This is a genomic window from Haliscomenobacter sp. (assembly GCF_041740695.1).
GTDB lineage: Bacteria > Bacteroidota > Bacteroidia > Chitinophagales > Saprospiraceae > Haliscomenobacter.
The window spans coordinates 22,876-38,142 of sequence record NZ_JBGSLK010000082.1; the positions used below are offsets into that span (position 1 = coordinate 22,876).

Annotated in this window: 3 protein-coding genes and 2 pseudogenes; 2 read left to right on the forward strand and 3 right to left on the reverse strand. The window is 48.5% G+C overall.

From position 1 onward, the window contains the following. Positions 1-39: 39 nt before the first annotated feature. The 3 genes from ACEW9O_RS17080 to ACEW9O_RS17090 all read right to left on the reverse strand — a co-directional run bounded on the left by ACEW9O_RS17080 (position 40) and on the right by ACEW9O_RS17090 (position 1,766). The gene (locus tag ACEW9O_RS17080) at positions 40-549 is read right to left on the reverse strand and encodes a phage tail protein (protein ID WP_373551399.1); all 510 of its coding nucleotides are present in this window, start codon (positions 547-549) and stop codon (positions 40-42) included. 39 nt (positions 550-588) lie between these two features. Then, the gene (locus tag ACEW9O_RS17085; RefSeq protein WP_373551400.1) at positions 589-1,095 is read right to left on the reverse strand and encodes a phage tail protein; all 507 of its coding nucleotides are present in this window, start codon (positions 1,093-1,095) and stop codon (positions 589-591) included. 71 nt (positions 1,096-1,166) lie between these two features. Next, on the reverse strand, positions 1,167-1,766 hold the full coding sequence (locus ACEW9O_RS17090) for a hypothetical protein (protein ID WP_373551401.1): 600 nt from the start codon (positions 1,764-1,766) through the stop codon (positions 1,167-1,169). 796 nt (positions 1,767-2,562) lie between these two features. Here ACEW9O_RS17090 and ACEW9O_RS17095 point away from each other — a divergent pair. Both ACEW9O_RS17095 and ACEW9O_RS17100 read left to right on the forward strand, forming a co-directional pair. Further along, a pseudogene (locus ACEW9O_RS17095) lies at positions 2,563-9,420 on the forward strand (beta strand repeat-containing protein); the annotation flags it as partial. Between the two features lie 2,577 nt (positions 9,421-11,997). Next, positions 11,998-15,267: pseudogene (locus tag ACEW9O_RS17100) on the forward strand (hypothetical protein); the annotation flags it as partial.

Below are 15,267 nucleotides of genomic sequence, written 5' to 3' on the forward strand. Positions count from 1 at the left end.
AATACTAAACCCCAGTTCATCGAATCAATAAACCTAAAACTAGGTTGGACTAGGGAAGATACCAAATAGTGAGATGATAAAATCAACGCACAAATAAGGCTGGAAATTGGTATGTGGTTGGGAACCCCCAACTGCACCAATCGTACCCGGCGCTATGTTAACTGTGCCTCCTGAGGTATCAGTGGTGTAAAATGGCGCCGAGGCATTTCGCCCAAAAACCGTACCGCCTGGGCTGCTTCCACTGCCATTGTTTGTACTGCCTAAAAAGGGATGAGAATGAGCAGGAATCTGATTGACGGTCAGGGTTATCTCTTCCGCCCCACCGGTTTCTGCCAGGATAAACCCGTTGCCCTGGTGAATCGGAATCCTGCCGCGCAGGTCGGGTAAGGCAAAAGTTGATTGGCCATCCCCGCCATAAGTGGTACCGATCAATTGAAACAAGGTTTCATTTTCAGAAATGGGCAGGAGTTGGCCTTCACAAAACATCCAGCCTGCTGGAGCAAAATTGCCCGCAAACATGCGTATTTCGCCAACATATGGTTGTGCCATGATGATGATAATTTGAGGATTGGGTAATAAGGTGTAGAACTAGGTGGGACTCGGGAAAATCCCTTGCAGTGCAATGCAGAAGCTCAGCGTTAAAAATGGCTGCATATTGAGGTGCGGTTGACTGCCACCTGTTCCGCCTACCATTTGGGCATTCATGGCTACAAGCGCACTTGGACCTACATACACTTCCGAAGGAGCAGTATCCGCAAAATAAGTGGTACCACTCGGTGCGATGGTATTTTGAACCGTGCTGGTGGCATTCACTACATGGGTATGTGTGGGTATTTCTGCAATAGACAGGGTGTGTGCTTGCTCTCCACCCCTTTCGCCTAAGGTGTGTCCACTCCCGACATGGATGGGAGTTCGCCCACGGAGGTCAGGTAAGGCAAAATTGACTCGGCCATCGCCACCAAAGGTAGTACCCAACAGCGAAAAGAGTGCTTGGTTTTGGTTGATCGGCAACAACTGTCCGTTGCTAAGTGCCCAGCCTTTGGGGGCAAAGACGAAACTCATGATCCGAATTTCAGATAGAAATGGTTCGGCCATATCAAGTATGTGTTTATAGGTGAAAAATAATGTTGCCAAATATGGGGTACTTGAAGGTAGTATATGGTCGTCTAATAATAATTTAAACACTGTGTTGAAAAAAAACGGTTTTGCCAGACAATTTTGCCTTGTTGGCTGATCTTTATCTGGGTTTGAGCCTTATTGTCCAATTGGATCTGGGTTTGAATTTGAACCTCACCCAACGCATTCACAAAACTTCCAGCCTGGCCAGCCTCAATGGGCAAAACCTGTGTAGCCGTGTAGTCTTGCTGGCAAGCTTTGGCCAGGGCTTCCAAACCAAAAGCCGACAAACAAGCAATTTGTACCCACGTGCCATTTTTTTGTTTTTTCCAAAAAGGAATCAACAGGTCGATGGTACCTGCCTGGGGGTGTTGTTTTTCAAAAACCCGAAAGCAGTATTGTCTTTTTTGATACAAAAAAAATTGACCGCTGGTCTTGCTGAACTCGCCACTGCGCACCGACGCGGGTTCAGGAGGCAATCCATTGGCCATCCAAAGCTCATGGATGCTTTCCAGCGCTGCATCTTGCCGCAAATGAGCCAGCCATGGTGCCCAGTTTGCTTTTGGTTCAAAAATACTTGTGCTGCCCATAACCAGAGGTAAGCCAATTAGATTTGAACCCAATAGCTTTATAAATGGTCGTCTTTTCATGGTATTTCTAAGTTGATAAAAGCAGAAAAAGATACTACAACATCAAGGTGATTATGGCTAGATCAATCTCCTGTAGCGCTTGAATGGAACCAAAGCGATTATGCAAAGCTATAAAAAGTCGGAGCTTTTCCCAACCCTAAACAATATTTATTTTTTGTGTAATCCAAAGAAAGAGTGCTTGATTTTCTTGATTTTACAAATGAATATCTTTTGGGAAAAATTAACAGCACTTTGTTGTGAGGCTGATGATTATTTTTTTACCTTTGGGGTGACTATTAATCGACGACCTTGTATTTTATCTTTTAAGAGGTAGTTAGACCTCCTTACTGCTGTACCAGTTGGTAGTATTAAATACTGTACAACTAAAAGTTCATATCTCATGAAACTTGTCATTAAGTTCCTACGTGTGAGCGTTATGCTCTGTTTGCTGGTTTGGATTTCCAATCCAGTGGTAAAAGAAACCGCTCAACTTCCCAAACCAGAATTCCCAAAAATCGCCCTTGAGCATAAGGCTGCAAAGCATGTTGATCACAAACTAAATCAGCATCCTGCCTCAAGCGCACTTGCTACAACTCAGCGGCAAGTTTCGGAAATAGCTCCTGCTTTAAAATGGCTCACTCCCTATCTGGCACCTGCCAGTGACCGCGCACGCGGGGAAAAGTGGATTTCTCCTTTTGTGCCCAGCATCACTGCCACCAAAACCGTTACCCAATTTGGGACGGATATGGGCACTGGTGGCCCTACCCCTGGCGATGTGCTGCGTTATGTGATTGTCATCCAGAATGCAGTCGGGGCCATGGATGCCACGGCAGTGCAATTTACGGATCAAATTGACGCCAATACCACCCTGGTGCCTGGTTCACTTGTATCAGCCCCCATTGCCATTGACGACAGCTACTCCACGGTAGGGAATACCTCCATTTCGGTTCCAGCCGGCTCGGGTTTGATCGCCAACGACGTCAACCTGAATGGCACACCGATGAGCGCGACTGCGATTGATCAGACAGGAACCATGGGAACTGTAACGGCCAACCCCGATGGTAGTTTTACCTTTAACCCCGATCCTGGCTTTACCGGAACTACTACCTTTACTTATACCGTCAGCAATGGTGCTTTCGCTAGTGTCGGTACCGTCACGATTACCGTTGCCGGTATGATCTGGTACATTAAAGCCGGCGCTCCTGCAGGGGACGGCCGCATCAATACGCCATTTAATTCCATGGATGCCTTCAATGCATCTTCTCTGGATGAGCCGGGTGATAATATTTTTGTATACTCAGGAACTTACAACAATACGCAAAGCACGCTTTTGTTGGGGCAACAAAAACTGATTGGCCAAGGAGCAGTAGGCGCTAGTCTCGCAGCTTTGGCGGGGGTTACTTTTTCTGTTCATCCCCCCATTTCTCCTGCGACCATCCCTACGGTAGGTGGTACCCGCCCGACCATCAATCAGGCTGCCAACAATACCAACATGCAGTCGCAAAATCAGGTACGTGGGGTGAACTTCAACAACACCGGCGGTACTGCCCTGCTAGGCAGCGGCTTCACCTCCGCCACGGTTCGGGACGTGAGCATTACCAACACCGGGGGTGTTGGGGTCAATTTTAACAATGGTGTACTGGATGTGATCATTCAAAGCATTACCGCTTCCAACTCAAGCAACGCCATTAGTGTAACCAATACTACCGGGAGCTTTCAAGTAACGGGAACAAGTACTAACGATGGTTCTGGAGGAGTTTTGACCAGTATTTCTGGCCGGGGGATTGATTTGAGGAATGCGACCAACATCACTTTGAAAAACATGACATTGACCTCGGCCAACTCAACCAGCGATGGAGGTTTTGATACCTTCTGCGATGAAGACGATGTACTGGCTTGTTTTGCAGCCATCTATATGGACGGGGTGAGCACCGTTACTTTGGATAACATTGACATCGGTGGCACCGAAGAACATGGCATCATGGGCAACAGCGTGAGCAACCTCACCATGACCAATTGTACAGCCACCAACAATGGTAACTTTAACGAGGAAAATGCCTTGAAATTCCGCAACCTGACTGGTACTTGCTCCATCACTGGTTCCACATTCCAAAACTCTGCTTTCCGGATTTGCCACATCATCAATACGACGGGCAATGTAAATTTAACGGTCAACAATTGTACGTTCAACAATTCCGCAGCTTCTGCCGTTGGGCAGGACTGTTTTGAGATGCGTACCCAAGGTTCAGCTACAGCTACGGTTGCGCTGACCAATAGTGTTTTCTCCAGAGCCAGAAGTAAAGGCATTCAGGTTATTGCGGAAGACAACTCGACCATGAACATCAACATCACTGGCTGTAGCGTACAACGTTTTGGTGGTCTGATGGCTGGGATTGAAGTCGCTGCAACTGGTGCCGCTGCTACCCTCAACTACAATATCAACAATAATACAGTTATTGAATCTGCTGGCGAGGTTGCCGTTTTAGCCAATACATTCTCGGCTGGTGATATGAATGGCCGTACCAACAACAATACCAGTATTACGAATACGGTCAATGAGGAAAGTACTTTCTCCAATATCGCAATATTGCACGAAGGAAACGGGCAAGCAATTCTCGAAATAAAGGATAACCTTAATGTTTTTTCGAACAATATTGATATTCCGGTAAATATCGTCACACTCAATGGCTCAGTCGCTACGGGGCGTCTGGATGCCACTATATTCAACAACAATATTACCAATACCATCACGGATGTTACTGTTCCTATCGCTACTGGTTTAGAGGGGATTGTATTAAGAGCTGGTGACGGCAATAATACGAATGGTCTTTTTATGGTGTCTGATGCCAATACTTTATGTGGACACGTAGCCCAAAATGATTTAATTTTGCCAGCTACTGTTGCGCGTGCGTTTCGGTTACAACATTTTAATGCTACCATTACGACTTTACAAGGCTCCGGGCCTATCGGAAGTTATTGGACAAACAATACGAATACCAACAACAATGGTACAACTAATTCCTATGGACCCAATGCGGGTCTAACCTTCGGAGCTACCTGTCTGGTACCAACCCACTCTTCCTTCGCTCCGGTTGACGCAGAATTGGCTTCTATAGTGGATGATGGTAAACTGAATGACCAGGCTTTAGCAAAGGAAGCAGGCAATAAAGACCTTACGGGCCAACAAAAAAATGCACCAGTAAAACCCAAAGCGCCCAAAGAAAAAGAAGCGGAACCAGTTGCGCTGCAGATGATGATGTCTGGTGAAACCGTCACCGTAGGTGCGCCAAGTGGATTCCCACTGCCTCAAGGCAAACAGATCACCATCCGCTTTGAAGTGACCATCAATAGCCCCTTACCTGCCGGGGTATGTCAAATCTCCAACCAAGGCAGCGTCAGTGGTAGCAACTTTACCACCATTCTAACCGACGATCCTGGAGTAGCTGGAGCGACCAACCCTACGGTGATCCAACTGAGCAAACACACCCTGGGCAACCTGGTCTTCCGCGACAACAACAAAAACGGCACCTTTGACGGTGGCGACGCGGGCATCCTTGGAGTGGTTGTCAACCTCTATCGCGACAATGGTACCACTCCAGGTATCCTGGACGGCTCCGACGCCTTTGTAACCACCACCAACACCGTGGCTGGAGGCCTGTACCTTTTCTCTAACCTTTGTTCGGATGATTACATCGTGCAAATTCCTTCCAGCGAATTTGGCGTAGGTGAGCCCTTAAATGGCCTCATCTCCAGCCCAACTGGTGCGGCTGTCGATCCGGACAACAATACCGACAATGACGACAATGGTCAGGATGCCTTCGGTAGTTCGATTGCCAGCCAGGCCATTACCATAAATTATTCCACCAGCTTTGTGGAAAACAACACTACGCTGGACTTAGGTTTCAAAACGCCTACCAACGTCAGCATCAATGACGTGACCCTGGCTGAAGGCAGTGGTGGTGGAACTACTACCTTTACCTTCACCGTTACCAGGGATGACCTCAGCGAGGCTTTTAGTTTGGACGTCAATACAGGAGTAATTTCGACCAACAATGGCGACTATACAGCGATTAGTGGCGGTACGGTCAGCTTCACCGCAGGGGGTAGCCCTACTGCGGCGATCAACGTTACAGTGAATGCCGACGATATCGTGGAATTGACTGAAACCTTCAATGTCTTGCTTTCAAACGCACCCGCAGGGGTAGTCATTACCGATGGCACCGGTTTGGGCACCATCACCAACGACGATCAGGCAACCATCAGCATCAATAGTGTGTCCAATACCGAAGGGGATGCGGGCACCCAATTCTATATCTTCAACTTGGCGGTAGACAAAGCCGTGGACATGCCCTTTACCGTAAATGTAGGTACAGTGAACGGTACAGCTACTACTGGTGATAATGATTATGTGGCCAGTACCACGAGCCTGAGCTTTACAGGTACCGCAGGGGAAAGCCAAAATTTTATTGTAATCGTCAATGGCGACATGAAAGTAGAGCCAACCGAGACCTTTACGGTTCCGTTGAGCACAGTGAGTGCCAGTGGACGCAATGTAGTCATTTCTGGCCCTTCAGGTACTGGCACTGGTACCATCACCAACGATGACTCTGCCACCATTTCAATCGACGATGTAAGCTTGGCAGAAGGGAACGCAGGTACCACCAATTTTATCTTTACGGTTTCCTTGAGCAAAGTGGTGAGCACTGCCGTAACGGTTAACTTTACTACCGCCAATGGCACTGCTGGCGCAGGTGATTACAATACCAACTCCGGTATGGTGACTTTCCCTGCCAATGGAGCTGGCCAAACCCAAACGATTACCGTTCAAGTAATCGGAGACATGGTGGGTGAAGCCAATGAAACCTTCTTCGTCAATTTGAGCAACGTTATGGGTAGCCCTAGTGTGTCTATTCTCGATGCTCAAGGTGTAGGTACCATTCTGGACGATGACCTTTCTTTCTCCATCAATGATGTAACCCTGGCCGAAGACAATGCAGGTACCACCAATTTTACCTTTACGGTTACCCGTACCAGCACCGCCACTGCCGAAACCATTGATTTCACGATTGCAGATGGTACTGCTACAAGTGCCGACAATGATTATGACGGTTCAAGTCCCAGTGGAACCCTCAATTTCGCCATCGGCGACAATAGCGAAACCATCACCGTTGTAGTCAATGGCGACATGAAGGTGGAACTCAACGAAACCTTCTTTGTCAACCTGTCGAATGTCAGCAATGGTAGCATTAGTGATGCTCAGGGTTTAGGTACGATTAACAACGACGATCAGGCTACAATTACGGTGAACAGTTTATCAAAGACTGAAGGGGATGCCGGATCTCAAAATTATGACTTTACTGTAACGCTAGATAAAGAAATTGACGTGGCTATCTCGGTAGATATCGTCACGGTTAACATTCTTGCAACTTCAGGATCTGGTGATTTTGTCGCAAATTCAGCTACCCTCAATTTTGCAGGTACTACTGCTGGTGAAACAAAAACATTCACGGTGGTCGTTAACGGCGATATGATTGTTGAGCCAGATGAAAACTTCGCTGTAGTCCTCAATAACCTACTTGCCAGCTCGCGCAGTATAACGCTTGGTGCAAGTGGTACTGGTAATATCCTCAATGACGACGCAGCCACCATCTCCATTGACGATGTAACCAAGGTGGAAGGCAACGCCGGAACGACTGATTTTGAGTTCACGGTTACCTTGAGCAAAGTGGTAAGCACCGCGGTAAGTTTTGACTTTACCACTGCTGGCATTACTGCGACCTCGGGTGTTGATTTTGTTCCAATTTTAAATACCATCACTTTCCCCGCCAATGGTGCTGGTCAAACCCAGACCATTACGATTCCAGTGTTTGGTGATGTGTTTGGTGAAGCAAACGAAACATTCACGGTTGATTTGAGCAATATTATAGGCAGCCCCAGCGTGACTTTTGCGGATGCACAAGGTTTGGGCACCATCGAAGACGATGACCTGGCTTTCTCTATCAACGATGTGTCAATTGCGGAGGGCAATGCCGGAACCACCAATTTGGTGTTCACCGTTACCCGTACCAGCACCGCTACTGCCGAAACCATTGACTTTACTACGGCGGACAATACCGCTACCACAGGCGACAATGACTATGTGCTGAACAGTGGTACCATTAACTTCGCCATTGGTGACGATACAGAGACCATCACAGTCGTTCTGACTGGCGATACCAAAGTAGAGCTCAACGAAACCTTCTTTGTCAACTTGAGCAACGCCAGCAATGGTGCAATTTCCGATGCTCAGGGTTTAGGTACAATCACCAACGACGATCAGGCTACCTTGACCATCGATAATGTATCCAAAACAGAAGGGGACGCAGGCACTCAAACTTACACCTTCACGGTGAGTGTAGACAAAGCTGTAGACGTACCTTTCAGTGTGAATGTGGGTACAGTGGATGGCACCGCCACCGCTGGTACCGATTATGCGACCAACAGCACCACCTTAAACTTTGCAGGCACTCTAGCAACTGACAGTAAAACCTTTGATGTAACCGTCAACGGTGATATGCTTGTTGAGCCTACCGAACTCTTTACTGTTCCTTTGAGTGCAGTGAGTGCCATTGGCCGGAATGTAGTTATTTCGGGCTCTTTCGGCACAGGTACAGGCACCATCATCAATGATGACGCCGCTACTATTTCCATCGACGATGTAACCCTCACGGAAGGAGATGCTGGCACGGTCAATTTTGTCTTCAATGTTACGCTCAGTAAAGTGGTGAGCACTGCGGTGAACGTGGATTTTGCCACAGCTGGCGTTACGGCTACCTCGGGTGTTGATTTTAATTTCAATAGTGGAACGGTCACCTTCCCGGCCAATGGCGCTGGTCAAACCCAGACCATTACCGTAGAAGTGAATGGTGATGTGCTGGGTGAAGCAAACGAAACTTTCAATGTCGACTTGAGTAATATTGTAGGTAGTGCCAGTGTGACCTTTGCGGATGCTCAAGGTCTGGGTACCATCGAAGACGATGACCTGGCTTTCTCCATCAACGATGTGTCGATTGCCGAAGGAAATGGTGGAACGACCAACCTGACTTTCACCGTAACCCGTACCAGCACAGCTACTGCAGAAAGCATTCAATACGCTACGGCGGACAATACCGCTACCACTGCTGACCTTGATTACACTAGCACCAGTGGTACCCTCAATTTTGCAATTGGCGATGATACCGAAACCTTCACCGTGGTCCTCAATGGTGATCTTAAGGTAGAAGCCAATGAAACTTTCTTCGTCAATTTGTCGAATCCCAGCAATGGGGCCATTAGTGATGCTCAAGGTATCGGTACCATCAACAACGACGATGCCGCGGTAGTACACTTGCAACTGCTCAGCGCAACCAAAGCAGAAGGAAACGTTGGTACCACCAGCTTCACCTTTACCGCTACGCTGAACAATCCGGTACAAGGTGGCTTCGACCTCGCCTATACGACCGATGACGCTACGGCTACTGTAGCCAATAATGATTACCAGGACAATGATGGCACCCTGTCCTTTACGGGTACAACCAACGAGCAAAAAATCATCACGGTACTGGTCAATGGCGACACCGATGTAGAGCTAGATGAAACCTTCACCGTTTCGATTGAAGACAATGGATTCTCCAATACTGCCCTTGCAGCCAGTCTTTCTACCGCCAGCACCGTTATCGCCACCATCCAAAATGATGACAGTGACATTGATGCAGGCTTTGATACGACCATTTGTGCCTCTACCATCATGATCCCATTGAAAGGAACGGTGAGTGGGGCTTCTACGGGTGGCACTTGGACCACTAGCGGCACGGGCAGCTTTATTCCAAATGCCAACGACCTGAACGCCAAATACATGTTCACAGCAGCAGATACTGCGGCTGGAGTGATCACTTTGACTTTGACCGGTAATGGGCCAAGTGCAGAATTTGATGTAAAAATTGTCACGATTGACCCTGCGGCGATTGTGAACGCTGGTCCGGACCAAACGGTTTGTGCCACCGACACGATCTACTTGAACGCGACACTATCGGGCTTGGCTACGGGCGGGGTATGGCAATTGAATATGCCTTTTGGTGACTTTCAAACCGCAGATACCAACCCAAGTGCAAAATATTTGCTGAATGCTTTGGGCCAACAACTGAGTAGCCTCAAGTTTGGCTTTATGACCAACGACCCGGTACTAAGTGTGTGTCAGGGTGGTTTGGATACGGTAGAAATTTTCATCAACCCAGCTGCTTATGTTAATGCGGGGAATGACACGACAATATGTGCTTCCACTACTTTGATTCAACTGAATGGTTCGATCAGTGGTGAGGCTACCTCGGCTACCTGGACGACGAGCGGTACGGGCACTTTTAGCCCTAACGCGACGACTCTGAACGCCACTTATACCCCAAGTTTGGCGGATACAGCAGCAGGCACCGTAACTTTGACTTTAACAACAAACGACCCAGCTGGCTTGTGTGGCCCAGCGGTGGATACCAAGATCATCACGATTGACCCAGCGGCGATCGTCAACGCAGGTCCTGATCAAACGATCTGTGCTACGGATACGATTTACCTGAGTGCTACCCTATCTGGTTTGGCAACGGGTGGCGTATGGCAAAAGAACGCGGCCTTTGGTACCTTCCCATTTGGAGATACCAATCCAAGTTCAAGATATGTATTGAATGCCATCGGCCAACAATTGTCAAGCCTCAAGTTTGGCTTTATGACCAACGACCCAGCAGGTGTGTGCCAGGGTGGTTTGGATACCGTAGAAATTTTCATCAACCCTGCGGCCTTTGTTAATGCGGGGAATGATACGACGATTTGTGCATCGACAGATACCATTCCACTGTTCGGCTCGATTAGTGGAGCAGCTACGAGCGCAACCTGGACGACTTCTGGTACAGGTGCCTTCAGCCCGAATACAACCACGTTGAAGGCCAACTACATTCCATCTTTGGCCGACACCGCAGCGGGTTCAGTGAAATTGTACCTGACTACAAATGATCCAGCAGGACTTTGTGGCCCGGTAGTCGATTCCATTACGATTACTATTGATCCCGCAGCGATTGTGGATGCTGGTCCCGACCAAACGGTTTGTGCAACGGATACTATCTACCTGAACGCCACTCTTTCGGGCTTGGCAACGGGTGGAGTATGGCAGAAGAATATGGCCTTTGGTACTTTCCCATTTGGAGATACCAACCCGAGTTCCAGATATGTGTTAAATGCTACTGGCCAACAACTGTCGAGCCTCAAATTTGGCTTCTTGACCAACGACCCAGCAGGTGTATGCCAGGGCGGTTTGGATACAGTAGAAATTTTCATCAGTGACCCAATTGATGCCAGTGTAAGTATTGATCTGGATACCGTTTGTGTAGGTGGAGCATTCACCTTAACCTTTAATGAGAGCACCCTGCCACAAGGCTCCGAATTTACTGTAGTAGTAAATTATACGGACGAAAATGGTGCGGGTAGCAAAACTCTCACCGATGTAGCAGATGGTGACCAAACAATTTTTGAAGAAGGGATTGATTTTGATGGCATCCTTACTGTAACCCAAATTATCGTCACTCCTGAAACTGCAGGATTCTGTGCAGATACTTTAGATGGCTTTAAGGTGGAAGTAGTGGTTTGTGAAGCAACCATTGTCGACCCATGTGTATGTCAAAACAATGCGCAGATTGGCCAAAACGGAGCGAATTCAAATACCGGCACCTTCCGGGATGTGGTACACATTGAAGGACCGATCAATCAAACCTGGACGGTAGCGAGTGTTACGGGCTTGTATGAAGATGCAGCGGGCACTGATCCGGTGGATGTAGGCGATGCCTTCATCCAGGTGAGCCCCGGAGTATACGAATTGGTGGGTTACCACATTGACGCGATTGGCTACACGATTTCGGTAACCAACGGCCGGGGAGTAACCCTGGAAGCAAACAACAAATGTTTCTATCCCAATCCTGTGTTCACTGGATTACCTGCCTTGGTAGCTCCTTCGGCAGCACCCTTCCAGGTAACAGGCACGGTAGCTGATAATGTAGCGGGAACTGGCACTTTCATTTTGGATGGAGTACCTCAAGCCGGGGCAAGTGCCGCCCCCACGGTGGTAACGATCAACCCAGGGACTTTGTCTCCTGGCCCCCACACCTTGGTGTACAGTTTTGATGCTGGAGCAGCAAGCTCCAAAGATTCACTGGATCCAGGTTGTGTACAACAAGTACGTCAGCGCTTCCAGGTAGCCAACTGCGCCTGCCAGGATGTGACAGTAAGCTTGGATGCCAACTGCCAATTCCTCTTGACTGGCAATCTAGTCTCTGATGTGAATTGCAATGGCGGCACGGTTCGGGTCATGGACAATGACCCAAGCAACGGTGGCCTGATCGATTGTGCTGGCGTGTGGACTTACGGCTTGTTTGACGCCTTTGGCAACATCATTTGTTGGGGCAAAGTAACGGCTGAAGACAAAACGGCACCCGCTTTGGTGTGTGCGCCAGCGGATGTTACTTTGGATTGCTACGATGTGAACTACGTGTTGAACAATCGCCTGACGATTGGCAACGTAGGCGCAACTAGCTCACCACGGCCAGCAGCTACCAGCCCACAAACGATCAACAATGCGGAAGGAGTAGCAGGAACTGGCGACAATTGCCAATTGGGTCTAATCCCACCTGCCTTGGTTTCTGACAACATCAAAAACCTGGGTTACGCCTACTTCAAGGACAATTGCTACAACTGTGGTTGCCGGATCAGTCTAAAATGGACGGACAAGGTAGAATTCTACTCCTGCGAACAAATGAAGGTCAATGGCGGATACTACGCGCTGATCTCTCGGGAGTGGACGGCCACGGATTGCAACGGGATGCGGTCTTCATATGTACAAAAAATCAAGTTTACCCGCCCTGCAGTTGACGACTTTGTGTTCAACGGCCCAGGCGAAGGGAACTACGATCGGGTGGTGGAATACAATTCCTGTACCCCGGATAAGAGTTTGATCAAGAAGGAAGATGTTACACCATATGTGTGCAGCTTCTTCAATACGAGTGCCAATCCACGTTGTTTGTTCATCGATCAGGTGGAATGCAACTATTCGGTACAAATCAAGGACACGGAGTTCCCAATTTGTGGGGGCAAAGGAGTGAAAATTGACCGGGAACTATACGTATTTGATTGGTGCGCAGGTGGTATCGTTGATACCTTCCACATCCTGATCAAAATTGGGGACTTCACGGCACCGACGGTTGAATACACACACGGCGCACCTTACGACATCTCCACTGGCCCGATGGATTGCACTGCAGCCATTCCGGTGACCGTAACTGGGATCAAAACCGCCTTTGGGGTGACGATCAAGGACAACTGTACCCTGGGCAACATCAGTGTGAGTGTGTACACCAAAGACAGATATGTAAAAGGGGTCCTCGTCTATGAAGGACCAGCAAACCCAATTTGTATTAAAGCTCGTGAGGAAGCCGGCGAACTGCGTGGTGACAATGATGCATACCGCCTAGGCGCTTGCGACAAGGATCAAATCTGCTGGGAGAAGGTAGATTATGCGGTGATGAACGGCATGATGATCGGCCTTCCTGTGGGCAAACACTTGATGGTGATTGACGCCTTTGATGGTTGTTACAACGCTTCCACAACTTGCTTCATATTTGAAGTGAAGGACAAGATCGCACCAGTAATGAAGTGCGACGATGACCTGCATGTGAGTTTGAGCAATGCCAATGGCTACACCAATGGTTATGCCCAAGTGAGTGCAGCGGACATCGACGAAGGCTCTTGGGACAATTGCAAACTGGCCTGGATTGCAGTCCGCCGCAATGTACCAGATGGCTGTGCTGCGAGCTTCATCCAAAAGGGATATGACACGAATGGCAACGGCAAACTCGATGCCTTACCTGCTGATGGGGATGTGACCAAAGCAGACGGATTTGACCTAAACGGCGATGGCGACATCGAAGACTTTGGTGAAACCTTCATCCTGAAAGGAGGCAAGTTGATGACGCCACTGTTGGATTATGTGGAGTTCTTCTGCTGCGATTTGACCGAAAGAGTAACGGTCGAGCTGTGTGGTGGCGACATCTACGGCAATACCAACTACTGCTGGATGGACTTGTTGATCGAAGACAAGGTGGCACCGACCTGTTTGGCCCCCTGGGATGTGACGATCTACTGCGATGACAAAGGCTTGGCTCAAATCGATGATAAAATTGCTTCAGCGAAAATCTTTGGCGATGTAACGATCCCTTCGGGCAACGATTGTGCTGCTCTGGATACCGTTTACAGCACCGAGAAAAAATTGAAGTGTGGAGCAGGCTACATCGATCGGATCTGGACTTTGACCAAACAAACGGTGAAAGGCCCGATCAGTGTGACTTGCAAGCAACGGATTTACATTTTGCCCGTCCACGAATACAACATTTGTTTCCCTAAAGATGTATCCACGGATTGCAAAACGCCAATCATCGACACGGTGATCACTGACGAACTGGGCTGTGACATCCTGGCGGTGAATGTGCATGACAAACGGTACGATGCCTCGGATGATGAGTGCTACAAGATCTTCCGTACTTACTCCGTAATCAACTGGTGTACTTACGATGATCGTTGTGGTGATCCACTGTTGCAAACCAATATCTCGATCATCGATCGGGCAGTGTTTGGCAACTATGGCAAAGCACCGATCTATGTACTGGTACGTGACCGCGAAGATGGCGTTCGGGATGGAGTTGAAGAATTCTACATCTCTAAGGATTTGATCCACAACAATGCCGATGACATCCGCTTCAAACCTGGATACTGCGAAGTAGCGGGAGAATTCTACCACAGCTTCATCTACACCCAAATCATCAAGGTGTACGACGACACTCGTCCAGTGGTGACAGGCACCCGTGATACCTTCTGCACCAGCCCCACGGCTTGTACAGCGAACATCACCAAGGTGGTGACTTTGAAGGACAATTGTACCGACAAAGTGGAATTGGAAACGCAATTCCTGATGATTGCTCCATTCCAGACTTTGGAGGCAGGCCAGATGATCCTGTACTCGACTCCACGTTGGAGCACCAAGGATTTGGGCAATGGTCAGTTTGAGATCAAGGTATCGAACCTGCCAGAAGGCACCCACGACTTGATTGTGGTGGGCCGCGACGAATGTGGCAACTTATCACTTCCAACCCGAATCCCATTCGTGGTGAAGGATTGCAAGGCCCCAGCGCCAATTTGTATCAATGGACTGAGTGTTGACCTGATGCCAGATGGTAACAATGGCGGCATGATGACGGTATGGGCTTCGGACTTCGTTGCATCCAAGATTTACGATTGCAATGGTCAAGGACCAGAAACGAAGGATGGCCTGAAACTGGTGACCAAATACTCCGTGAACCGGGTACAACAACCTGTTGATCAAAACCAAACGAGCATCAGTGTGAACTGTGCAGATTTGGAATTGGGCTTCATCTTGGTTGAGTTGCATGCCTGGGATGCGGTGGGTAACCACGATTTCTGT